The following is a 22,714-nucleotide window of genomic DNA, read 5'->3' as shown; positions in this document are numbered from 1 at the left end:
GAATGAAATCAAAACTAATCATCCTCCGTGGAAATTCAGGAAGTGGCAAAACAACCATCGCGAAAAAATTACAAGAAACGCTCGGTGATGGGACATTGCTCGTGTCACAAGATATCGTGCGCCGTGACATGCTTCATGTGAGAGACCGTCGTGGAAATCTAAGCATCAATCTTATTCAAAACATCGCCTCTTACGGGAAAAATATATGTCCTTACGTCATTGTAGAGGGCATACTTGGTAGAGAAATTTATCAGGGCATGCTTCAGGATCTGATTCAATTTTTCGATAACCAAGCGGATGTCTATTATTTCGACTTACCATTTGCTGAAACTGTAAAAAGACATCAAACAAAAGATAAGGCACACGAATTTGGCATAGAGAAATTGAAAGCTTGGTGGCTTATAAATGACAAATTAGGCGTGGAAAATGAAATCATACTCACCGAAAAGCAGTCGGAAGAAGAGATTATAATGCTTATATTAGACAAGCTTTGATATCCGTTCCAAAGTAATAAAGATACATATCCGAACAACATAAAAAAGCCATAACCATAAAGAAGAGGCATAGCTTTTAGTACGTCATTCTAAAACAGCGTAATAAAATAAACAATCACATATATAGCGCCGATCACAGCAGGAATAATAGAAGCCATCATCAGGAAAATTTGATACATCGGCTTGCGTTTCATCTGCATGCCCTTAATGCTTAAGTAAAACCCGAGACACCCTGAAGCTGCCATTAAAATCGCTACGATAAACAGCAAACTTTCCGGCCAGTTGCCGTTGTACATCACGTATAAACATATGTAACCAAACAAGATAAATAAAATATTAACATCGACGAACGCTTTCCATTTTTCATTTTTAGGCATGTTCTGTCCCAACTCCTTACAAGAGCAAGTATAGCTAAAAGGGGGCAGTTATGCAAGCCGCCACTATTGCATTTAAATATACGATAATATAATTATGTAAACTAAATGAGATTCGTGAAAACTTTCCCCTGACATTTTCACCATTTTCATTTATAATAGAAGATAGAAACAGAAATGCTGAGTGAAGGTGATATGGATGGTAAATAAGAATCCCAAAGTATATAAAAAAATGTTAGAGAGTAATCATACATTGCCATATAAAGTTCGCGTTGACGGCCAGCTTTTCGAGGTGATTGTCTATTCCATGCTTGGAAAAATTGCAGGCGTTATTGTGGCGGATCCAAATGGGCTCACCGTAGATCTTGAAACAGCGAAGAAAGTCATTATCGAAGTACAGAAATATAGTTTTTACTTTGATTACTTGAAAAAGCGTGCCCAAATTGTGAAAGAGCGCGACAGCATCACTGCAGAACGTATTGAAGGTGTGCAGCGAATTTTGAATGAGAAGGGCTTATTTGGTGAGAAGATGCAACCTGAGATTGATCAGCTGAATTTGGCGCTTGAAGTTTACAAACAACAGCAACGTAAACTAGATATTTATCAGGAGGATATCACGCTTCTTAATGAAAAGATTGAATCGCAACAGGAAATCCTTGAGGAAGATTGGAATCATGCGGAAGATTTATCACTTGCCTATGCTATTGCGGCTTATGGACAGAGTCTGTATTTAGAAAAAACACGTGAGACGCGTAAAAAAATGCTAAAATGGACGCAACTACATGGCAAAATGCTAGCTCCAGAGCCAAGACGTACCTTGTCTAAGTTGGCTTTTGCTCTGAGTGAAGCCCAAGCAGGCCATATTTTCGATCAGATTATTTCACTGATTCCGATGCTTGAAAATGGCTTGCATTTGAATCGTCATCAGGAAATCCACGCGCGTGTGAAAGAATACGGCAAATTATATGAAGCTTATTGTCGCGTTTACGAGCCACCGATGGACAAAATTCTTCCTTTAATTCGAAATAAGAAAGGTTAGGCGTATGTATACAACTCAAATTATAGAACAATTAAAACAAGAGATTCCCGCACTTATTGTGAAGCAGAAGGAAGATTTAGCGACTTATACATTCACAAAAACAGGTGGGCAGGCTGATATATTTGCGATGCCAACGAGTCATGATTTAGCTGCAAAGACGATTACTTTTGCGAATACCAATCAAATTCCACTCACGGTACTTGGAAATGGCTCGAATTTAATTATTAAAGACGGAGGTATCCGAGGCATTGTCATGTATTTGGATGCACTAAACGTAATCAAGCGAGAAGGTGCAAAGATAATTGCCGGTTGTGGTGCAAAAATTATCGATGTGTCACGCTTTGCTTTGGATGCTTCGCTGAGCGGGCTTGAGTTTGCTTGCGGTATTCCTGGTTCAGTCGGTGGAGCGCTTTATATGAACGCAGGTGCGTACGGTGGCGAAATCTCAGACGTCCTTACAGAAGCAACTGTCCTCACTAGCACTGGTGAGCTAAAGCACTTGCAAAAAGATCAATTAGAAGCCAGATATCGCAGAAGCTCCATCGCAGATAAACACTATATTGTACTGGAAGCGGTGTTTGAACTAGCGCTCGGTGATAAACAAGTCATCCGTCTGAAAATGGACGAATTGACCGAAGCGCGTGAATCCAAGCAACCACTTGAATATCCATCGTGCGGCAGTGTTTTCAAACGTCCACCAGGTCATTTTGCAGGAAAGCTCATTCAAGAAGCTGGTTTGCAAGGTTATCAAATAGGTGGGGCGCAGGTCTCTAGGAAGCATGCCGGTTTCATTGTAAATATTGACAAGGCCACGGCAACCGACTACATGACGCTTATTGAACACGTCCAAAAAACGGTTTTCGAAGCGTCTGGTATCATGCTAGAAACTGAAGTCAAGATTATTGGTGAAGATAAGTAACGAAACAACTCTTTAGAAAGCGTTTAGTGCTTTTTAAAGAGTTGTTTTCTTTGTAAGTTTAGGCATGCACACGCGCGTTTTTTTTTGTTACAATGGAAGGAGTCACAGATACTAGGAGGATTTCACTTGGATGCTTTTATAAAACTATTTCAAAATCGTAGCTTCAGGCGCGTACTCGTCTTTATTTTAATCGCGTTTGTGCTGTACTTACTTAGAAGCATGATAGACATTATCTTGCTAACATTCATTTTTTCTTTCCTAATCAACAGGTTGGAGAATTTTATTTTAAAACGCATTTCTATTTATCGAAAAATTATCGTCATTATCCTGTATGCATTTATTGCACTGGGTATTACGTTGCTTATTGTTAAATATATCCCGATGTTAATTGAGCAACTAGATCAACTCATTCAGTCGATCAATAAATTTTACGCAAAACCAGGAAACAACGAAACGGTTAATTATATCATGTCGCTCGCCAAAGAGTTCGAAATTACGAAATATGCCAACGACGGTATTCAATTCCTATTCGCTTATTTAGCAAACATCGGTGTGGTGGCGATGAACATTTTTATCGCACTGATTCTAAGTCTCTTCTTCTCCCTTGGAAAAGAACAACTCATCTTGTTTACGAGTAAATTTGGTCAAAGTAAAATTGCCTTCATTTATGATGAAGTGAAATACTTCGGTTCTAAGTTCAATGAAACATTCGGGAAAGTGATTGAGGCACAATTCATGATCGCTCTTGTCAACGGTGTTTTAACGACAATCGCGCTATGGATTATGGGCTTTCCGCAACTATTTTCGCTAGCTATTATGGTATTTTTACTCGGGCTAATCCCAGTCGCTGGGGTTATTATCTCGATGATTCCATTGACGATTATTGCCTACACTATCGGCGGCGTAAACTATGTCTTAATTATTCTTGTTTTGGTCGTGATCATTCATGCATTGGAATCGTATGTCTTGAATCCAAAACTAATGTCCGCCAAAACAGATTTACCAGTTTTCTACACATTTATCGTCCTTATTTTCTCTGAACATTTCTTCGGAATCTGGGGACTGATCGTAGGAATACCAGTCTTCATGTTCTTCTTGGACGTGTTGGGCGTCATTAACAAAGATGAAGTAATGGTTCATCCAGACAAAAAAACAGAGCAGAAGTAAGTCGAAGCTGAGAGGGTTGTTAAGCAATTTTCTCAGTTTTTTTAATGGGAGGAAACGGAGTATGAGTCGCTATTTAGTAGTTATTTCATTAGATGCGTTGGGGGCGGCGGATGTGACTGATTTCGCTAATTTGCCAACGCTTGCTTTCTTGAAGTCAAATGGGGCGCATGTGCAGCGCATGGAAACAATCTATCCATCGCTAACTTATCCAGCGCACACAACGATCGTAACGGGGCATTACCCGAAAACACACGGTATTATAAATAATACGAAAATCCAGCCTGAAAAAGGATCACCAGATTGGTTTTGGTATCGTCAGGCAATTAAGGTGCCGACGCTTTATGATGTGGCAAAAGAAGCTGGACTTACGACAGCGGCTTTTCTTTGGCCAGTGGCTGCGCGAAGTCAGATCGATTATAATATTGCAGAAATTTTTCCGAACCGCTTTTGGCTGAATCAAGTGATGGTCTCTCTCTGGGGCAGTTCTACAGCATTTTTGATGGACATGAATCATCGGTTTGGAAAACTGCGACGCGGTATTGCACAGCCGGAATTAGATGATTTTTTGATTGCTGCAGTGGAAGATACCCTTTTGCGAAAAAAGCCAAATTTAACGTTGGCGCATTTTGTCGATATGGATAGTATGCGGCACGCGCACGGTGTAAGGTCACAAGAGGCGAGAGATGCACTTGTTCGCCATGATGCTAGAATGGGACGGATTATGGAGGCGACGAAACAAGCAGGTACATATGATGATACAACGTTCATCGTACTAGGCGATCATTATCAGATCGATGTCCATTCCGTTATTCGACTCAACGTATTGTTCGCTACGCAGGGCTGGTTAAATATACAGCATGGTGAGATTACAGAATGGGATGTCTACGCTAAAAGTTGTGATGGTTCTTGCTACATCTATGCAAAAAATACAGAGCAAGCGCTAGTGATTCGAAAAGCGATCGAGGGTGTAGAAGGGATTGAAAAAATCTATACGCAAGAGGAAGCCGAAGCCTTCGGAGCAGACCCCACATGCTTGTTGATGATTGAAGCAAAATCCGGTTATTATTTCAAAGATGAAGGTGTTGGAATGACCGTTCAAGAAGTCGCCGCACAAGACATTGGAAATCCTGATTTCTATCGTGCCGTGCACGGTTATTCCCCACGAAAGCCAGATTATGCAACTACGATGATCGCATTCGGTAAGGGGATAAAGAAGGGTGCCGTTGTTCCACAAGCACGACTTATCGATGAAGCGCCAACATTTGCAACTATTTTAGATTTGGAATTGCGCAACACTGCAGGTTCCGTAATCAAAGGCATTTTTGAATAGGAAAAGGAGATACGTCTAGATGAAACTAACAAAGCAAGAGAAGAGTTGGGTTTTCCAAGATTGGGGTAATTCCGTTTACTCGATTATGATCACGACAGCGATTTTACCGATTTATTTTAAAGGGGTGGCGAGTAACGCGGGAATTGCTGATCATGTTTCGACGGCGTACTGGGGTTATGCTAACTCGCTAGGGACACTATTTATTTCATTGTTAGCACCAATACTCGGAACGATTGCGGATTATCAGTTTTTTAAGAAACGATTTTTTAGTTTATTTACATGGTTGGGTATCGCCTTTACGGTTGCTTTTGTATTCGTACCAAACGATCAATGGATGCTGCTATTGCTGTTTTATATGCTCTCACTTATTGGCTTTTCCGGTGCGAATATCTTTTATGATGCATTTCTAGTTGATGTGACGACGAACGAGCGCATGGACAAAGTTTCATCATATGGTTATGCATTTGGTTATTTAGGCAGTTGTATTCCGTTTGTGGCGTTTATTATTTGCCAGGCAACAGGGGTTTTGCCGGTTAGCCAGACGACGTTGCTCAATGGCGCTTTCTTATTAACCGCGGTTTGGTGGGCTGTGTTTACGATTCCATTATGGCGAAATGTGCACCAAGTTTATTATATTCCACATGACAAAAAACCAGTGAGGAGTAGCTTTATCCGACTTGGATCAACACTTAAAAATATAAAACAGTATCGGAATATTGTTTTATTTCTAGTCGCGTACTTTTTTTATATTGACGGTGTCGATACAATTTTCCGGATGGCATCTGCTTACGGTATTGATTTAGGCATTTCAGACACAACACTTATTATTGTGTTGCTCGTCACGCAAATTGTTGCATTTCCATTCACGATTATTTATGGGCAGTTAGCCAAGCGATTTGGTGGAAAGGCACTGATTCTTGTCGCGATTTCGGTGTACATTATTATTTGTGTCTATGCTATTTTTATGAAGACGGCGACAGATTTCTGGATTTTAGCCATGTTAGTAGGTACTTCGCAAGGTGGGATTCAGGCGCTTAGTCGTTCCTACTATGGGAAAATCATACCCAAATCGCGATCCAATGAATTTTATGGCTTCTACAATATTTTTGGCAAATTTTCAGCAATTATGGGACCAGCTCTGATGGGAGTTATCGCCCAAGTCACAGGCCACACACAATACGGCGTCGCAAGCTCGTCGTTTTATTTTTAATAGGCGGTGTGTTATTGTTATTTGTAAAGAATGAAAAGGTGAAACGGCCCGCTCAGCTCTGACAAAGACTGAAGCGACCGCTTGTTCTAGATATAACATGTAAGAGTCACTAATCCAATTAGGAGATGAAAAAATGAAGGAAAATTATCAAAGAATAACAGAAGATACTGGTGTTATGACATTCGAACTGGAATTAAATAGCGAGCTTTCAAAAGTATGGGAACTTATCGCCACCACAAAGGGATTCGCCCAATGGTTTCCGGAATTAAGTATTGGTGAATCTGGTGTGGATGGTCTTATTCTTTTTGATTTCGGAAATGGGGAATACGAAGAGATGACCATTACGGCCTATGAGCCAAATCTGTCTTGCAATACACCTGGGATAAGAACATGGTTCGGTTCGAGCTTTTACAACAAGGAACAGGGACGATACTGCGATTCACAGAAGATATCGTGGAGCTGACAACGCACACACCTCGTGATATTGCTGGTTGGTACATGTGTTTGCAGAAAATCCGCGGTATTTTAGAAAATGAAAATGTTTCATTCACGGAAGAAGAATTTTTAGCATTATTTGATAAATACCAAGCACTGATGAGCTAACCACAGCATGAAAGGAAGAAAATGATGCCGATTATTATCATTATTTTAGTATTAGGATACTTTATTTATCAACAATTTGAATACGAAAAAATCCGCCGAATCACCTATGTTGCGATTCCTATTTTTGCGATTTACCAAATTACACAAACATTGCCAGATATGAAAAGTGGTACGCCAATTTTTGTCGTGGTGCTCGTTTTCATTTTAGGTGCTGCCATTGGTTTGTTTCAAGCAAGTGCTGCTAAAGTGAAGGAATCAAAAACGCAGATCGGCTTTACTCAGGTGGCAGGAAAAGAATTACCTGTCTACAAAAAAGAAGTGTTAGTAAAGGGCGGCATGCGATATTTGCTAGGTTGGGTGGGCATTATTTTAGCGAAATTTCTACTTGCATTCTTGCTCCACCTCAATATACATGAAAGTATGGTGGATGCCTTCGTACATGATGCGTTAAAAGACATGTTCTTCTTCCTGTCTTTCGCACAAAAAGAAGGGGCAACAGCATGGATGGATTGGACATTAATCGGGATTTCCAGTGCTGTCTATTCACTACGATTGATGCAAAAATACCCACTTGTAAAAGCAAAATTAGGACGCCGCAATAATCACAAAGAATAAATTTTTTAAATGTATTATATACGATAGAAAAGGCCCCGCATTTATGGATGCAGAGCCTTTTTATCACGCTTCGGTATTATCAGGTCTATATTCTAAAACATCGCCAGGTTGGCATTCGAGTGCCACGCAAATCGCATCAAGCGTAGATAAACGCACCGCTTTTGCCTTCCCATTTTTCAGTATTGAAAGATTTGCCATCGTTATCCCAACTCTTTCGGATAGCTCCGTGACACTCATTTTTCGTTTAGCTAACATTACATCAATATTAATTATAATTGCCATACTATCACCTCAGACCGTCAAGTCATTTTCTGATTTTATATCGATCGCTTCTTGTAAAAGTCTCTGAAGAAGTGCAGCAAATGTCGCGATAATGATAGAAGCAAACATGATGATCAACGCGATAAGCAGAATTCCTGGCGCATCATCTTTTTGTGCTAAGTAGTAAAAGAGTGGCGAAGTAAGCAAGTACAGCCCACTAATGATTGCCGCACAATATTTAATCCGCTTCAAAGCTGTGACAGATAACATCGAAAATGCTTGCCCTTTATCAATATAAGCTAAAACTTTCCACGCCTGATATAGCGCAATAAAAAATGGAACCGCCGAAATAAACATACTGATCAAAATCGGATATAGAGCGCGATTAAGTGCAGGCGTATCTTCATTCGCATGGATGGCTATCCAAGGTAATCCGACGATACATAGCGCTAGCATTACTATTCCAATCAGAAGAACAACCAGCTTCAAAAATGTTGTTGAGCCTCGCTTCATAAAAAACACCTCATTTATTTACTTTTCATGCTATATTGATTCTAACAAAAAAATTATCGTTTTACAATAAAAATAGATTGTTCAATGCTCACCTTTAGATTTTTAATATCTTTCATAAAGAAAAATGGTATAATAGTAAAAAAGCAGAGAAGATACTGCGATGATAGGCATAGAGATTGATTTTGTAGTCACTGACTTATTGAGAGCGTTACATTTGTATCACGAGAACTTGACAAGACACTGTTTGGTGTCGTATAATAAATAAGACAATAAAAGGTGTCCTATTTTATTTGAACGAAATCTACCGAAAAAGGAGGGGGTGAATGTTAATAAAAATAGTCAAGTGAGAGATATTTATGACGCTGTTGCCGATCCGACGAGGCGAAAAATACTTGAAATGTTGGCAGATGTTGAAGAGTTACCATTATATGAAATAACGGAACATTTTCAAATGGGGCGCACGGCAGTTTCGAAGCATTTGACAATCCTTAAAGAAGCAAATTTAGTCGTGACTAGGAAGGTTGGCCGAGAAACAAGATATCGGTTGCACGCCGCTCCGCTGAAAGAAATTCAAGATTGGGTTTCTTTTTACGAAGACTTTTGGAAAAAAAGAATGATCAAACTAAATCAATTATTGGAGGAAATAAATATGAAACCAGATGTATCTTTAGATTTTCAATTCACAAATTCCGTTGAACAGGTATGGAATGCTTTAACTGATTCTGCTATGCTTGCTAAATGGATCTGGAATAACGATTTCAAAGCAGAAGTGGGACACAAATTCCAATTCCGTGCAGAGCCTTCTGAGTGGTGGGATGGCATTGTAGATTGCGAAGTACTTACGATCGATGAGCCGAATTCGATCTCTTACACATGGGCTAGTGCAGGCGAAACGACAACAGTTGTTTGGACTGTCGCAAAAACAGATGACGGTAAAGTGAACTTACGCTTAGATCAATCAGGATTTAGTGAAGAAACTAAAGCACGTGAAGGAGCTATCGAAGGCGCTAAATACGCTTGGACTGAAATGGGTAGCAACTTGGCAAAAGTTTTAGCATAAACAAAAATAGAGTGCAATTCCGTACGTAAGAATTGCGCTCTATCTTTATGTAAAGGGGACAACACTATGAAAATCAATCAATTAATAGCAAACAACATCAACAAGCTAGATACCGAACTCCCGACGGATAAATCGCTTGGAATTGCAGGCTTATCAGGATCAGGAAAAACGACATTTTGCCAGACAATCGGTGAAGAATCCAAGAAACGCCTTGTTTCTTTGTTGCCAAAAGCGGAGTATCAATATTTATTTCCTAACGTTATGGAAACAAACTTTAGCGCAATTCAAATGGAGAACATGCCGTTAGTACTTTTTCTCGGAAAATCTTCCATTTCGTCCAATCCTCGTTCGACGATCGGCACGCATACCGTTGTATTTACGGAAATTCGAGAGCGGATGGCAGAAAAAATTTGATATGTCACCAGAAGTTTTTTCATTCAATAACGAACTGGGCTGGTGTAAAACATGCAAAGGGCGCGGTTCATCGAAAAATATAGAATGTAAAAAATGCGGCGGAAAGCGATTTAATGAAGAAGTAGAAACGCATAAAATCGAGTTATCGGGTAAGCTGTATAGCATTTCGGATATTAATGAATGGAGCATTGAAAAAATCCTTTCTTACAAAGAAGAGCTCCGCCTTAGCGAGCCGAAGCAGCATATTCTTGAAAATATCATCAACATGAACATTGGTTACCTTAGCTTAAACCGCATCATGGGTACGCTATCCGGGGGAGAACTAACGCGACTTTACTTAGCCGAGTTTATGGCCACAAGTGAAAATACGGTTATCATCATTGATGAAATATCAGTAGGGCTAGACCACCACACGTTACTCAAAATCTTAGAACAAATCAAACAATTAGGCTTTAAAAATCAAATTTGGCTGATCGATCACTCTGATACAGTGCTTGATATCACGAATGAGCAAGTGTTTTTTGGACCTGGAAGCGGGAAGTATGGTGGGAAAATCGTCGAAGAATCACCACGGCCAAAACCAATCCAGTGGGATCGAAATCTAGCGGCACCAACAGCAAACTACCAATTCAAAGATCTACACTGCCGTAATATTCAAATGGATAAAATCGAGATTCCTCAAAACCGGGTAGTCACGTTCACGGGTGAATCAGGTTGCGGAAAATCAACGCTCGTCAACGAATGTATGGCCAAAGATTTCGTGAAGCGCCATCCTAAAGATAAGCTTGTTTTAGTAGGACAAAACCGTAATCAATCCATCACGAGCAGGTCAACCGTCGCAACTTTTATGGATATTAAAAAGAAACTCACAAAATACAGTGACGATATTGACGACATATTCCAACGTTCAATTGAAGATATTATTGATGAACTACCTAATCAAGATATCGCCCATAAACGCCTCAGCCTACTTATCAAACTTGGGCTCGGCTACTTAACGCTCGAAAGACAAACAAAAACCTTGTCAACCGGAGAATTTCAATGTGTTCATCTAGTCTCAGAACTATTTGCAAACACGCGTAATCCGCATACTTTATTCATTTTTGATGAGCCATCGAAAGGTTTATCTCAAAACATCTTAAACCAGTTTATCGATAGCATCCGTGACATTTTAAAAGACGAATCCATTTCTATCGTGATGATCGAGCATAACGCTTACATGCTAGATAGCTCCGATTTCATTGTAGATTTTGGTAAAAGACAACTAGAGCCTGTGGAAAAATTAGACGTACTCAGCCATGAAGAATACTATCGCCAAAAAAACGGCGATGACAAAGTAGACCCGTCACCAATCACATCAAGTCTCAAGCATCAGGAGGGGATTCATTATCTAGAAAAAGACCCTATCGCCTATTTCAAAAATGCCGAGAATGTCTATAAAGGGGGTATTTTGAAGAGCCTTTCTTCCATAGCACGCGTCATTTATGGTGAATACAACTCCGAAAAAATTGCACCCGTCATTGCTATCGATCTAGAACGGCATTTATACAGTCAATATAGTTTCCTTTACGAAACAGGTGGTTTAATCAATCAGATCGTAGCATCACACCCAACGAATAAAGATACCAGGAGTTTTGACTTTTATGCACCTAGAAACCATTGTCCGTATTGTTCCGGCCGCCGAGTAGCGGAACAATTTGATTTCGACGTAGTCATTCAAGACAAAACGGTACCATTCTGGGATGGTATGCTATATCCAGACGTTATGGAAGTTTTAAAATATTATCAACATGCTAGACTTCAATTCCTGTTTGATGAGCTTAAAAACGAGCTAGGTCAAGACATTAGCAAGAGTTTCAATGACATGAATGAAGCAGAAAAACATACATTTCTATACGGCTACTGGGAAAAATCATTTTACGATAAAGCGACTAAATCCACGAAAATATGGGAAGGATTCGCTAGCCTAATCAACCGCTACATGTTCGTCTCGAAATCCATCATTAAAGAACAGATGAAGGAAACAAGAAAAATGGTCGAATGCCCCATTTGCGAGGGAACGGTACTTGGCCATCACAAAAAACTGATGTTTAACGGCATCGACATCCGCGACATCATCCAACAACCAGTCGATCAAGTGATACAAACTGTAGGAAACCTTCCAGTACTTGAAAAAATAAAGGCCATCGTTGGCGGTGACATGACATTGACACAAGATATCGATTTACTTCCAAGAGAATCCCAAGTCGCGCTAAAAATGGTAGAACTAGAACAAGCAAGCTTTGTCGGCTACGAAATGGTACTGCAAAACACCTTACCTTTCTGGGAGCTAATCCAAGGAAGTATTGAAACGATCAGCAAGAAAAACCAAGTAACGATTTGCGATTTTGCCAATATCAATGAAACACGAGAAACAATCATTGATAAATATTTCACAAATGGAAAATATAAAAAACTGACTTACGTTTACGAAGCATTCGGTTATAAAAAAATCGTAACGCAAATAAACAAAGTCAAAAAAAGTCATCCATGCCCATTCTGTAAAGGAAAAAAAGTGATTTCTGAAGATGGGCTACATGATGGCGTGTACAAACTATCCATTCCTTGTGTCAGCTGCTACGCGAGTGGAGTCAATGACGAAGGACGCAAAGAAGTCATCGAAGGTATCGATGTCCAAACATGGCTAACAGGCAAAGTGAGCGATGCCGTAGCAAAAGAAGCGCGTACAGAAGCTCTCTCAGGTATCGAGATTTTCAAACGAATTCGCGAGTTAAATAAACAAGAAATGATGGCAGTCTATGAGTGTCTGGAAAGTTCCTCGAAATGAAGGCTCGTTTTTGGGATATATTAGCTAAAAGTTTCGATAAAGGACGCTACCGCAGATCCAATCCTGACTGGAACTTGGCGCTGGCACAGGGTCTTTGGCGTTAAACTTGGCCCAATTTTGTCATTCACTGGGAGCAAGTGATTTTTCAGCAGAAATGATTGCCCGTGCAAAAGAAAAACCAGAAAATCTTAATTTTACTATCCAAGACGCATCTAATTTAAGCTATAAAGAAGTTCCGATCCCTAAAAAACAAGGAATTATTTCTGCGATATTAAATGGAGTAATGCGTTTAATGAAATTTCGTCTTTGGACAGCTAAAAAATATGAAACAATGCTGCTATTTTAATTGCCACTTTAAAGACTTGATAGCATCATATGTGAGTGGATAAAGAAGTAAGGAGAGCGAGCCAATTGCTCCTTACTTCTTTTATCGTTTTTTAGTTTACATAATATATATTATAGGAAGTTATTATTGAATAATAAGGGGTAACGTACGGTAAAAACGGCAGCAGCGCATAGATATCAAATCTAAATTTTGATCTGAAGTAAGAAAAACGGGCGTTCCCATGAAAGTTCCTCCTAGGTTCATTATTTATGCAGTTTTTTTACACTCTCGAATGCTGAGTTTAATTTTCAAATTTAGCATTCGTTTTTATACAGAAACTTTTCGCATGTTCCTATTTCACTCAATAATTGATTTGTCATATTGTTTTATGGTTCTATTGTTACTCATATCATAAATTACTACATGAAAATCAGTTCCATTTTCAATTGTATACTCGCCGTCACCTTCAAGTGAAAGTGTTGTACGCAATGTTCCATTTTTATATTTTTCTTGAGCATCTTCTAAACTAGTTGAGTTTGATGAATAGTTTACTCCATTTTCTTTAAAGTTAGCAGTATTTTTGTAATATGCGTAATCAATCGGATAAGTAATTTTTTCATCTAGATATCCTGTGTGATGTCCCGTAGGAACTCTTCTTACCACTGTAGCAGTTATTTCTTCATAATTTCTCCATGTCGAAGCCTTCAATTTAAATTGGCCTGTATATTTAATTCTATTTAAATATACTTTCACTCCATAAGTCTTGTGCGCGGGTACTTTTACTGACTGTGAAGGTGAAGTAACTGTGACTGTCTCTGTTTCTGTATTGGTATCGGTGCTTGACGTATTAACTGTGGCAGAAAGCTCATTAAGTAAAGGAATCTCAACTTTACCCAAGCCAAAACTAGCATTTTTTGAGATTGACGTTGACTTTGAATAAGCAACAGATTTACTAAAAGAAGGCACACTAAACGTTTGTTCTTCATCAGTATTATTAACCAGTCCCTTACTTGTTTCTCCGAAATAAATTGGCTCTATATCAGTTCTAATCGGCTCGCCATTTTTTGTACCCGATACATTAAATAAATCAGTATTAAAAGTATTATATTTCAATCTTTTAATATTTCCATGCTCAAGGACATTCTTGTAGTACGTATTTCCAATCCAATCAATTTTTGTTAGTGCAGGTGTCAATTCGCTACTTGCACTGGCAGTATTAGAAAATGAAGTTATCCCTATCGTATATCCGCAGAAAACAAATAGAAGTATAATTAATTTTTTCATAAAATCCTCCTCTTGCATGTATTTTAGCGATTTATAAATACTAAGTTCAAAATTGTAGAAAGAAAAGTATTGATAACTACTTTAAAAGAGTAACACAGAATTGTTACATTTATATGCCGTTTTTGGGTGGATTAATTTTGAAAATAATGGCTATATTCACTTGCACAAATTATCCCATGTATGCCATCCTGAAAAGGAACTTTTACGAGGTACATTAAAAGTTTAAGTTTTAAAGCGGCACCCTCTTTTGCTCTTTAACAATGAGAAAGAGTCAGTGTATCGTTTGTAAATGGATACAACTAAAGGATTTTAAGCCATTCAACTAAAAAACGTCTACCGTACAAAAATGTCAAATTCCGACTGCTACTCCAATAAGAAGCTTTATATCCTCCTAAATGCCATAAAAAAACATGATTCCCTTATTTTAAAGGCAAATCATGTTTTTTACAAATCATAAATTAGGGTCTTTGTGAAAATTTTCGTGTAAAGTCTCGTTTTCGTGATATGCTTGGAATACATATCCTTTCTCACGTAACATTTTAATAATTTTCGGTAATGCTTCTAGTGTATTTTTACGTTCATGGAATAGAATAACTAGCGGCTCATTGCTACCAGCATAAGCATTAACTTGTGATAGTACGTTCTGATACACCGCACCAGAGTTACCTGAGCTATAGCGCCAGTCATTACTATCAATATTCCAATCAACCAATCGGAAACCATTCTGTTTCGTTTGTTCAACTTGCTGTTTTGTCAAATACGTACTGCCATAAGGTGCACGTATTAAATTCGTGCGGATGCCACTCAATTCTTCAAATTTATCTCGCTCACGGCTCATTTCACTAATAAATGTAGGATTTTTCTTACGATATAGCTGCTTAGCGTCATGTGTGTAGCTATGTAAACCAATCACAAATCCACTACTAACCATTCGTTGGAAGGTTGCCTTATCACTATTCGGAAATTCATTTCCCACAAAGAAAAATGAAGAAGGCGCTTTTTCTTTCTCAAGTATCTCTAAAAACTGCTTTAAGTAAGCACTCGGTCCATCATCAAACGTTAAATAAACGACTTTTTTGCCTTGCGCTGGACCAGGTGGGTCTTTTGGAGCTGCACTAATTGGTTGTTTCTTCGCTGGCACCTTCCAATGTTGCACAGAAACGGCTTCTGCTTTTAGTACCAGTAATTCTTTAGATGAGGCGCTTTGTGTAAATAAATTATTGGTGACAACTAACCCCCCAATTGTCAACACAACTGTCGCTGCGATGATAGCGATGAGCCACTTCAACTTTGACGACTGGATGTTTTTTGCTTGCGACCTTCTACTTTGTCTCATTGCTTACTGCCTCCTTTTTATTCCTCTACTATAACAATTTAAACATAATTTTCATGATAATTCAAGCATTATCTGTCTTAAATATCATTTTTTGAAATATAATAGACTTTTTTGTAATTTAAAAGTAATAAAACGACGCAAAATGTTATTTACGCCGCTTTTGTTTTTTAATTATATTTTTGAGTTTCTAAAATACGATTTGCCATATCTATCACATCATCTTCAGGGGCTTCAATACCTTCTAAAGGATATCTGATTCCAAGGTTCTCCCATTTGTAGACGCCCATCGTATGATAAGGCAGTACCTCTACTCTTTCCACATTGGGAAGCGCCGTGATGAACGCATGTAATTTAGTAAGATCATCCGGATCATCTGTTTTTGTTGGAATTAATACGTGGCGTATCCAAATCGGTTGTTCTTTATCTGCTAAATACTGTGCAAAATCAAGAATTGGAGCATTTGGACGCGTCGTTAATTTCAAATGCTTCGCAGGATCAATCTGTTTAATGTCCAGCAAAATCAAATCTGTTACTTTCATTAAGCGATCTAGCTTTGCGATAAATTCAGGATCTCTTGTAAAGCAACCACCACAAGAATCGATAGTAGTATGGATTCCTGCTTTTTGACAAAGAGTAAAGAGTTCAATTAAGAAGTCTACTTGTAGCAATGGTTCTCCACCGCTGACAGTAATACCTCCGCCTGAAGCATCCATGAAAGCCTTATACTTATAAGCTTCCTCAAAAACGTCCTGTGCAGTTCTTTCCTCCCCAATTCCAATCTTCCAAGTATCCGGATTATGACAAAATTGGCAACGCAACAAACAACCTTGCATAAAAACAATAAAACGAATCCCAGGACCGTCAACAGTCCCCATTGTTTCTACGGAATGAACTCGACCAATAACTTCAGACATTGTACTTCTCTTCCTTTCGTGATTGACTACCTTACAACAGATAGGGATTGTAACTAGCACAATCCCTATTATTATTTCCTCGCTTCTCGTTTCGCTAACTTACATAGATTCGTGCATGGTACGATGGATGACATCTAATTGTTGTTCACGCGTCAGTTTAATGAAATTAACAGCGTAACCAGATACACGAATCGTTAATTGCGGATATTCTTCTGGATGATCCATGGCATCAAGCAATGTGTCACGGTTGAAGACGTTGATATTTAAATGATGGCCCATTTTTGTGGAGTAACCATCAAGCATGGCTACTAAGTTATTGATTTGCGACTCATCTTCGCGGCCTAACGCTTTTGGTACAATGGAGAAGGTGTTAGAAATTCCATCTTGACCATATTCGTACGGAAGTTTCGCAACCGATGAAAGTGATGCTAGGGCACCTTTTGTATCACGACCATGCATTGGATTTGCCCCTGGTGCGAAAGGTTCGCCAGCGCGGCGTCCATCGGGTGTGTTACCAGTTTTCTTACCATATACAACGTTCGATGTAATGGTAAGAACAGATGTTGTATGAACGGAATCACGGTATGTTTTATGTTTTCTTACTTTCGTCATGAACGCTTTTAGAAGGTCCACAGCGATTTGATCCACACGATCATCGTTGTTTCCGTATTTAGGATAGTCACCGATGATTTCAAAATCAACCGCAATACCATTTTCATCGCGGATTGGTTTTACTTGTGCATATTTGATCGCACTCAAGGAATCGGCTGCAACGGAAAGTCCGGCAATACCTGTAGCCATCGTACGTAACACGTGTGTATCATGTAACGCCATTTCCAAACGTTCATACGCATATTTATCATGCATGTAATGGATAACGTTTAATGTATTGAGATACAACTCGGCAATCCATTCCATCATTTCATCATATTTCACCATAACTTCTTCGTAATCTAATACTTCGGAAGTAATGGCTTGGAATGCTGGACCAACTTGTGCTTTTGATTTCTCATCTATACCACCATTAATCGCGTAAAGCAATGTTTTCGCAAGGTTGGCACGCGCGCCAAAGAATTGCATTTGTTTACCAATACGCATTGCGGATACACAGCATGCGATTCCGTAGTCATCGCCCCATTTAGGACGCATAACATCGTCGTTTTCATATTGGATAGCACTGGTTTTGATAGACATTTTAGCACAGAATTTCTTGAATCCTGATGGTAATTGTGTCGACCAAAGTACGGTTAAGTTTGGTTCAGGAGCTGGTCCTAAGTTGTTTAGGGTGTGTAAGAAACGGAAAGAGTTTTTCGTTACAAGCGGTAGCCCATCTTCTGAAATACCACCAATTGATTCTGTTACCCATGTTGGATCTCCAGAGAATAATTCGTTATAGTCTGGTGTACGAGCGAATTTTACAAGACGTAGTTTCATGATAAAGTGATCCACGATTTCTTGTGCTTCCACTTCTGTTAGTGTACCGTTGCGAAGATCGCGTTCTACGAAGATATCAAGAAATGTTGATGTACGGCCTAAGCTCATGGCAGCACCATTTTGCTCTTTGATTGCTGCAAGATAGCCGAAGTATAACCATTGGAAAGCTTCTTGCGCTGTTGTTGCTGGTTTCGAAATATCAAAACCGTGTTGCGCTCCAAGTTGTTTCAACTCACCCAATGCGCGGATTTGTTCATTTAGTTCCTCGCGTAAACGAATAATATCATCACTCATTGTGCGAAGTCCTGTATTCTTCAGGTCTTTCTTCTTGTCTTCAATTAGACGATCTACACCGTATAAAGCGACACGACGGTAGTCACCGATGATGCGTCCACGTCCGTATGCATCTGGAAGTCCTGTAATGACACCAGATTTACGAGCGGCACGCATTTCGTCATTATAGGCATCAAAAACACCTTGGTTATGCGTTTTGCGCCAATCTCTGAAAATGCTTGAAATCTCTTTGTCGACTTCATAGCCGTATGCTTCACACGCTAGCTCTGCCATACGGATTCCGCCGAAAGGTTGTAATGAGCGTTTAAACGGTACGTCTGTTTGCACGCCCACTACTGTTTCTAAATCTTTATTTAAGTATCCAGGATTGTGCGAAGTGATCGTTGATACGATTTTTGTATCCATATCCAGTACGCCACCATTCTCCCGTTCTTGCTTTGTTAAATCCATAACTTGATCCCATAATTGCGATGTTGCATTTGTAGGACCTACTAGGAAAGTGTCATCACCTTCATACAATCTGTAGTTCTTCATAATAAAGTCTCTTACATCAATTTCATTTTCCCAGTTACCACCTGTAAATTCAAACCATTGTTCTTTCATCACGGAAACCTCCTACGTTTTATTGTTCATTTATGAGCGTTAAAAGCTGAGCAAAGCTACCCAAGTAACTTCTATACTGTTATCATACCACAAATTAAAAATAATGCTACAGTTTTCACATAAAAATTTCATCGTTTTCCCAATATAATAAAGTGCTTTCATTCTTTTTTTAGCGCTAAGTCATTGGTATCACATATTTTCTAGATTATCATTATTCTTAAATAAGTTAGAAAATAATTTATATGCAATACAATAATATTCCTGTACTATTGAGAATCGTTATTTCTGTTATAATACAGATATATTTCTTCTGATTCTGTATCAAATCGCTAAACATTGGGACACAATGACTTTACATAAACTGTTACAAACGAAGAAAAGCTAACCCCTTTTCGAGATTAGCTTTCTATATCAGTTAATATTGGCATTCCTGATTGTGCGCCTATTTTTGTTGTACTAATCGCTGCGGCTTTATTTGCGAAACGAACAGCTTCTTGCAATGATTTTCCTGATGTAATCGCAACAGCAAAGGCACCATTGAACGTATCTCCAGCGCCAGTAGAATCTTTTACATCCACCGGAACGGCTGGAATCGTTACTTTTTCATGGGGCAAACAGAGCTGAACGCCCTCTTTTCCTAGCGTTACGAGCAAAGCTTCTGTTTTTCCATGGAGCATATCGTCCGGTAGTTGCTTGGATTCACTTTCATTTGGTGTCAAATACGTGATCTTTCGCAAAAATGATACTGGGAAATGGTCCACAGGTGCGGGATCAAAGATAGTTGGAACATGGTAGCGCGCTGCTATATCGACCACTTTTTCAATGATTGGAAATGGAATCTCATTTTGCAGTAGAACGATTGATGCTTCTGAAATGATCTCTGTTAATGGCAGATCGCTTGGCCAAGCGTGATTAGCGCCAGGAGCAACGATAATCCGATTATCTCCACGCTCCCGCAAAATCATCGCCAGTCCTGTCGTAGCATCGATACTTCGAACATGCGTGACGTCAATGCAAACGGAATTTAAATTAGCCAGCGCATCTGCTCCAAAAGCATCATTTCCAATCATGCCGACCATCATGACATCCCCGCCGAGCTTTGCTGCAGCAACCGCTTGATTGGCGCCCTTACCACCTGGTGATATCACCGCAGCGTTCCCTTTCACCGTCTCACCTATTTGCGGCATTTCGGATAGCTCTGTAGCGATATCCATATTAATACTCCCAATAACAACAATTTTCCCCATCTTGCTAATCCCTCATTTCCAAAGTGATTTTTGAGATGTCGTGATAGCTGTAGCATTTGCTGCCAAAATTTCATCGATTTGTATTTGCGTCGTAATTAATCCACCCGCGATAACTGGAATATGAAGTAGTTCCGTCATCTTTTCCACCATCGTTGGCAAAATACCTGGTAATAATTCGATGTAATCTGGTTGGACTTTTTGAACGAGTGCGGTACCTTTTGTAAAAGCGCTCGAATCCAGCATGAAAAGCCTTTGAATCGCGAGTACTTTGTGTTGCTTTGCTTTTAAAATAACGTTGCCACGCGTGGAGATAATTCCAGCCGGGCGGACATCCTGACAAAGAAAATCCACAGCATATTCATCGTTTTTCAAGCCATGAATCAAATCGGCATGCAAAATCACTTTTTTGCCTCCCGAAGCTGCCAATTGGACGAGCGACTTCAGTTGTCCGACTTGTGTTTCTAACATCACCATATATTCTGCATCCAGCTTCAGAATTTTCTCCACATCACGATGATTATGTGCAGCAGGTATAATCGTTTGACCATTTAAACGGCATTTTTTTTCGCTCCTTTAAAAATTACATGATGCGTTTAAACATTTTTTCGAGTTCGTATGTCGAATACTGGATGATCACAGGTCGGCCATGTGGGCATGTAAAGGGATCACTTGCTTCACGCAAAGTGTCTAGCAACGTCTCCATATCCTCCTGCGTTAAATAATGATTCGCCTTAATCGATTTCTTGCAACTCATCATAATAGCCGCGTCTTCTCGTAGTTTATGAATGCTGATCTGCGGTTTATGGAGCGCCTCGTCTAAAATATCTCGCAACGTACTTTCTTCTTCTCCTTTGGGCAACCAAGTCGGATGCTCTCGGATAATAAAACTATTTTGTCCAAAAATCTCTAAGAAAACACCGACTTCTTCAAGTTTTGCTTTTTGATCGCGTAACTTAATAAATTCATCCGTCGAGAAATCAAGCACGATCGGAACGAGTAATTGTTGCAACTCTCGATCAACTTCTCCAATTTTTTCGCGGTAAAATTCATATTTAATGCGTTCTTGCGCGGCATGCTGATCGATCAGATACATCCCCATTTCGTTTTGAGCCACGATATAGGTTGCGTGAACTTGACCGACAGGATACATTTTTGGCATGCGTTCCTTAGATCTAGCAGGTGCTTCATATTCGGTGTGCACGACAGGCTTCGTAACATCATATTCTGCAAACGTTTCATTAATAAAAAGTGGAGGTTCCTCTGGTAGCGCGTCACTTGTTGGTAGCTCTTCGGCTGATTTCGGCGCTGTCGAATATGTCGGTTGATACGCTGGCGCCGTTTGCTCAGACATAGTATCAGTATCAGGCGCCTCCTCTTGCCTACCGTCAAAATTCATCGCTAATTGCTCGGAAGCAAGTTTTTGTCGTTTCGAAGGGGCGGCATCCGGAATCAGCTGTTCTTTATGAAAAGTCGCTTTCAACGTGCTCGCAATAAATTGACCAAGTTCTGCTTCTTTACTCAAGCGTACTTCTAATTTTGCAGGATGCACATTCACATCCACAATCAGCGGATCCATCTCAATTTGTAATACTAAAATTGGAAAACGTCCAATCGGTAGCAACGTATGATAGCCCTCTTGTATGGCGCGAACTAACGCGTAGTTTTTAATAAAGCGACCATTCACGATCGTTGAAATATAATTTCGGTTAGAGCGATTCACCTCTGGTAGCGCTGCGTAACCCGTTAATTTGAAATCTAGCGACTCCGCTTGAATTGGAATCATTTTTTTCGCAACGGCCAAACCGTATATCGATGCCATCACTTGCTGTAAATCACCGTTTCCATTGGTTTTCAACAAACTCTTCCCATTATGCGAAAAAAGGAAACTGATTTCTGGATGCGACAAGGCTAACCGATTCATAATATCTGTAATATTACCAAGTTCCGTATGCAAACTCTTCAAGTATTTCAACCTGGCCGGTGTATTGAAAAACAGATTCGACACTTGAATTTCTGTACCCTTTCTGGCTTGAGCACTCTGCTTCTCGACTTCCTTACCGCCTTCGACCGTAATCTTCGTCCCAGCACCATCACCGGTTGCCGTCGTCATTTCTAAATACGACACCGACGCAATACTTGGCAAAGCCTCACCGCGAAAACCGAGCGTGTGTACACGAAACAAATCATGTTCATTCTTAATCTTGCTCGTTGCATGGCGTTTAAAAGCCACAGAAACCTCTTCCGAAGGGATGCCTACACCATTATCAATGATTGTAATCTTGTTTAGCCCACCTTCTTCAACGAGGACATCAATCACAGTGCTTTTCGCATCAATCGCATTTTCGACAAGTTCTTTCACGACAGAAGCTGGGCGTTCCACCACTTCCCCCGCCGCGATTTTATTGGATAGTGCATCGGTTAATTCGATAATTTTAGGCATCCTGATCCACC

At 39.6% G+C, this 22,714-nt stretch carries 20 protein-coding genes and 3 pseudogenes; 13 read left to right on the top strand and 10 right to left on the bottom strand.

The features are described 5' to 3' along the window. The first annotated feature begins 2 nt into the window (after window positions 1-2). On the top strand, window positions 3-494 hold the full coding sequence (locus PGRAN_RS03420; protein WP_036065050.1) for a kinase: 492 nt from the start codon (window positions 3-5) through the stop codon (window positions 492-494). A gap of 89 nt (window positions 495-583) precedes the next feature. Here the strand turns inward: PGRAN_RS03420 and PGRAN_RS03415 are convergent, their stop codons facing one another. After that, complete coding sequence (locus PGRAN_RS03415) at window positions 584-871, bottom strand: hypothetical protein (protein WP_036065048.1); 288 nt, start codon at window positions 869-871, stop codon at window positions 584-586. Window positions 872-1,067: 196 nt separating this feature from the next. On the opposite strand from PGRAN_RS03415, the gene PGRAN_RS03410 reads away from it, so the two are divergent. The 8 genes and pseudogenes from PGRAN_RS03410 (at window position 1,068) to PGRAN_RS03380 (ending at window position 7,751) form a co-directional block, all read left to right on the top strand. Next, a complete protein-coding gene (locus tag PGRAN_RS03410) occupies window positions 1,068-1,907 on the top strand; it encodes a hypothetical protein (protein ID WP_036065046.1) in 840 nt (279 codons plus the stop codon). Between the two features lie 22 nt (window positions 1,908-1,929). Beyond that, window positions 1,930-2,826, top strand: a complete 897-nt coding sequence (gene murB, locus PGRAN_RS03405) for a UDP-N-acetylmuramate dehydrogenase (RefSeq protein ID WP_149023979.1) — start codon at window positions 1,930-1,932, stop codon at window positions 2,824-2,826. Between the two features lie 126 nt (window positions 2,827-2,952). Then, the gene (locus tag PGRAN_RS03400; RefSeq protein ID WP_036065042.1) at window positions 2,953-3,993 is read left to right on the top strand and encodes an AI-2E family transporter; all 1,041 of its coding nucleotides are present in this window, start codon (window positions 2,953-2,955) and stop codon (window positions 3,991-3,993) included. 61 nt (window positions 3,994-4,054) lie between these two features. Then, the gene (locus PGRAN_RS03395; protein ID WP_036065041.1) at window positions 4,055-5,323 is read left to right on the top strand and encodes an alkaline phosphatase family protein; all 1,269 of its coding nucleotides are present in this window, start codon (window positions 4,055-4,057) and stop codon (window positions 5,321-5,323) included. Between the two features lie 19 nt (window positions 5,324-5,342). Continuing rightward, window positions 5,343-6,595: pseudogene (locus PGRAN_RS03390) on the top strand (MFS transporter). 71 nt (window positions 6,596-6,666) lie between these two features. Further along, window positions 6,667-6,996 carry an SRPBCC family protein gene (locus tag PGRAN_RS15500; RefSeq protein ID WP_051998401.1) on the top strand — a complete coding sequence of 110 codons (330 nt, stop codon included), beginning with the start codon at window positions 6,667-6,669 and terminating at the stop codon, window positions 6,994-6,996. Continuing rightward, window positions 6,987-7,136 carry a hypothetical protein gene (locus PGRAN_RS16550; RefSeq protein WP_159101107.1) on the top strand — a complete coding sequence of 50 codons (150 nt, stop codon included), beginning with the start codon at window positions 6,987-6,989 and terminating at the stop codon, window positions 7,134-7,136. Before PGRAN_RS15500 ends, PGRAN_RS16550 begins: the two co-directional genes overlap by 10 nt. 21 nt (window positions 7,137-7,157) lie before the next feature. After that, on the top strand, window positions 7,158-7,751 hold the full coding sequence (locus PGRAN_RS03380) for a hypothetical protein (RefSeq protein WP_149023966.1): 594 nt from the start codon (window positions 7,158-7,160) through the stop codon (window positions 7,749-7,751). A 63-nt stretch (window positions 7,752-7,814) separates the two neighbouring features. On the opposite strand, the gene PGRAN_RS03375 is transcribed toward PGRAN_RS03380, so the two are convergent. Then, the gene (locus PGRAN_RS03375; protein WP_036065038.1) at window positions 7,815-8,033 is read right to left on the bottom strand and encodes a helix-turn-helix domain-containing protein; all 219 of its coding nucleotides are present in this window, start codon (window positions 8,031-8,033) and stop codon (window positions 7,815-7,817) included. Window positions 8,034-8,042: 9 nt separating this feature from the next. Beyond that, the gene (locus PGRAN_RS03370) at window positions 8,043-8,525 is read right to left on the bottom strand and encodes a DUF2975 domain-containing protein (RefSeq protein ID WP_036065036.1); all 483 of its coding nucleotides are present in this window, start codon (window positions 8,523-8,525) and stop codon (window positions 8,043-8,045) included. Window positions 8,526-8,922: 397 nt separating this feature from the next. Between PGRAN_RS03370 and PGRAN_RS17580 the strand changes: the two are divergent. From PGRAN_RS17580 to PGRAN_RS03355, 4 genes and pseudogenes are all read left to right on the top strand, one after another. Next, window positions 8,923-9,036 (top strand): annotated as a pseudogene (locus tag PGRAN_RS17580) (ArsR family transcriptional regulator); the annotation flags it as partial. A gap of 138 nt (window positions 9,037-9,174) precedes the next feature. Then, a complete protein-coding gene (locus PGRAN_RS17575) occupies window positions 9,175-9,585 on the top strand; it encodes an SRPBCC family protein (protein WP_051998410.1) in 411 nt (136 codons plus the stop codon). A 66-nt stretch (window positions 9,586-9,651) separates the two neighbouring features. Then, a pseudogene (locus tag PGRAN_RS03360) lies at window positions 9,652-12,826 on the top strand (ATP-binding cassette domain-containing protein). Between the two features lie 67 nt (window positions 12,827-12,893). Further along, window positions 12,894-13,172 carry a methyltransferase domain-containing protein gene (locus PGRAN_RS03355; RefSeq protein WP_077914568.1) on the top strand — a complete coding sequence of 93 codons (279 nt, stop codon included), beginning with the start codon at window positions 12,894-12,896 and terminating at the stop codon, window positions 13,170-13,172. 336 nt (window positions 13,173-13,508) lie between these two features. On the opposite strand, the gene PGRAN_RS03350 is transcribed toward PGRAN_RS03355, so the two are convergent. The 7 genes from PGRAN_RS03350 to mutL all read right to left on the bottom strand — a co-directional run bounded on the left by PGRAN_RS03350 (window position 13,509) and on the right by mutL (window position 22,703). Further along, on the bottom strand, window positions 13,509-14,435 hold the full coding sequence (locus PGRAN_RS03350; RefSeq protein ID WP_036065031.1) for an ETX/MTX2 family pore-forming toxin: 927 nt from the start codon (window positions 14,433-14,435) through the stop codon (window positions 13,509-13,511). A gap of 451 nt (window positions 14,436-14,886) precedes the next feature. Next, complete coding sequence (locus PGRAN_RS03345; RefSeq protein WP_051998400.1) at window positions 14,887-15,771, bottom strand: polysaccharide deacetylase family protein; 885 nt, start codon at window positions 15,769-15,771, stop codon at window positions 14,887-14,889. Window positions 15,772-15,938: 167 nt separating this feature from the next. Continuing rightward, window positions 15,939-16,685: a pyruvate formate-lyase-activating protein gene (gene pflA / locus PGRAN_RS03340; protein ID WP_036065028.1), complete on the bottom strand. Its 747-nt coding sequence runs from the start codon at window positions 16,683-16,685 to the stop codon at window positions 15,939-15,941. Between the two features lie 99 nt (window positions 16,686-16,784). After that, window positions 16,785-19,016: a formate C-acetyltransferase gene (pflB, locus tag PGRAN_RS03335; protein ID WP_036065025.1), complete on the bottom strand. Its 2,232-nt coding sequence runs from the start codon at window positions 19,014-19,016 to the stop codon at window positions 16,785-16,787. Between the two features lie 398 nt (window positions 19,017-19,414). Beyond that, window positions 19,415-20,263, bottom strand: a complete 849-nt coding sequence (locus tag PGRAN_RS03330; protein ID WP_036065022.1) for a ribokinase — start codon at window positions 20,261-20,263, stop codon at window positions 19,415-19,417. 12 nt (window positions 20,264-20,275) lie between these two features. Further along, on the bottom strand, window positions 20,276-20,800 hold the full coding sequence (locus PGRAN_RS03325; RefSeq protein ID WP_036065020.1) for a glycerol-3-phosphate responsive antiterminator: 525 nt from the start codon (window positions 20,798-20,800) through the stop codon (window positions 20,276-20,278). Window positions 20,801-20,843: 43 nt separating this feature from the next. After that, complete coding sequence (gene mutL, locus PGRAN_RS03320) at window positions 20,844-22,703, bottom strand: DNA mismatch repair endonuclease MutL (RefSeq protein ID WP_036065017.1); 1,860 nt, start codon at window positions 22,701-22,703, stop codon at window positions 20,844-20,846. Window positions 22,704-22,714 lie beyond the last annotated feature (11 nt).

Origin of the sequence: Listeria grandensis FSL F6-0971 (assembly GCF_000525835.1) — a bacterium.
GTDB classification, from domain to species: Bacteria; Bacillota; Bacilli; order Lactobacillales; family Listeriaceae; genus Listeria_A; species Listeria_A grandensis.
This window is presented reverse-complemented; position numbering and strand designations above follow the sequence as displayed.

Bases quoted from the DNA above. Each gene is read 5' to 3' on its own strand.
- PGRAN_RS03420 (WP_036065050.1), top strand. From the start codon at position 3: ATGAAATCAAAACTAATCATCCTCCGTGGAAATTCAGGAAGTGGCAAA.
- PGRAN_RS03350 (WP_036065031.1), bottom strand. From the start codon at position 14,435: ATGAAAAAATTAATTATACTTCTATTTGTTTTCTGCGGATATACGATA.
- pflA (WP_036065028.1), bottom strand. From the start codon at position 16,685: ATGTCTGAAGTTATTGGTCGAGTTCATTCCGTAGAAACAATGGGGACT.
- mutL (WP_036065017.1), bottom strand. From the start codon at position 22,703: ATGCCTAAAATTATCGAATTAACCGATGCACTATCCAATAAAATCGCG.
- PGRAN_RS03370 (WP_036065036.1), bottom strand. From the start codon at position 8,525: ATGAAGCGAGGCTCAACAACATTTTTGAAGCTGGTTGTTCTTCTGATT.
- PGRAN_RS03410 (WP_036065046.1), top strand. From the start codon at position 1,068: ATGGTAAATAAGAATCCCAAAGTATATAAAAAAATGTTAGAGAGTAAT.
- PGRAN_RS03395 (WP_036065041.1), top strand. From the start codon at position 4,055: ATGAGTCGCTATTTAGTAGTTATTTCATTAGATGCGTTGGGGGCGGCG.
- PGRAN_RS03380 (WP_149023966.1), top strand. From the start codon at position 7,158: ATGATGCCGATTATTATCATTATTTTAGTATTAGGATACTTTATTTAT.
- PGRAN_RS03330 (WP_036065022.1), bottom strand. From the start codon at position 20,263: ATGGGGAAAATTGTTGTTATTGGGAGTATTAATATGGATATCGCTACA.
- PGRAN_RS03415 (WP_036065048.1), bottom strand. From the start codon at position 871: ATGCCTAAAAATGAAAAATGGAAAGCGTTCGTCGATGTTAATATTTTA.
- PGRAN_RS17575 (WP_051998410.1), top strand. From the start codon at position 9,175: ATGAAACCAGATGTATCTTTAGATTTTCAATTCACAAATTCCGTTGAA.
- PGRAN_RS03375 (WP_036065038.1), bottom strand. From the start codon at position 8,033: ATGGCAATTATAATTAATATTGATGTAATGTTAGCTAAACGAAAAATG.
- PGRAN_RS03345 (WP_051998400.1), bottom strand. From the start codon at position 15,771: ATGAGACAAAGTAGAAGGTCGCAAGCAAAAAACATCCAGTCGTCAAAG.
- PGRAN_RS15500 (WP_051998401.1), top strand. From the start codon at position 6,667: ATGAAGGAAAATTATCAAAGAATAACAGAAGATACTGGTGTTATGACA.
- pflB (WP_036065025.1), bottom strand. From the start codon at position 19,016: ATGAAAGAACAATGGTTTGAATTTACAGGTGGTAACTGGGAAAATGAA.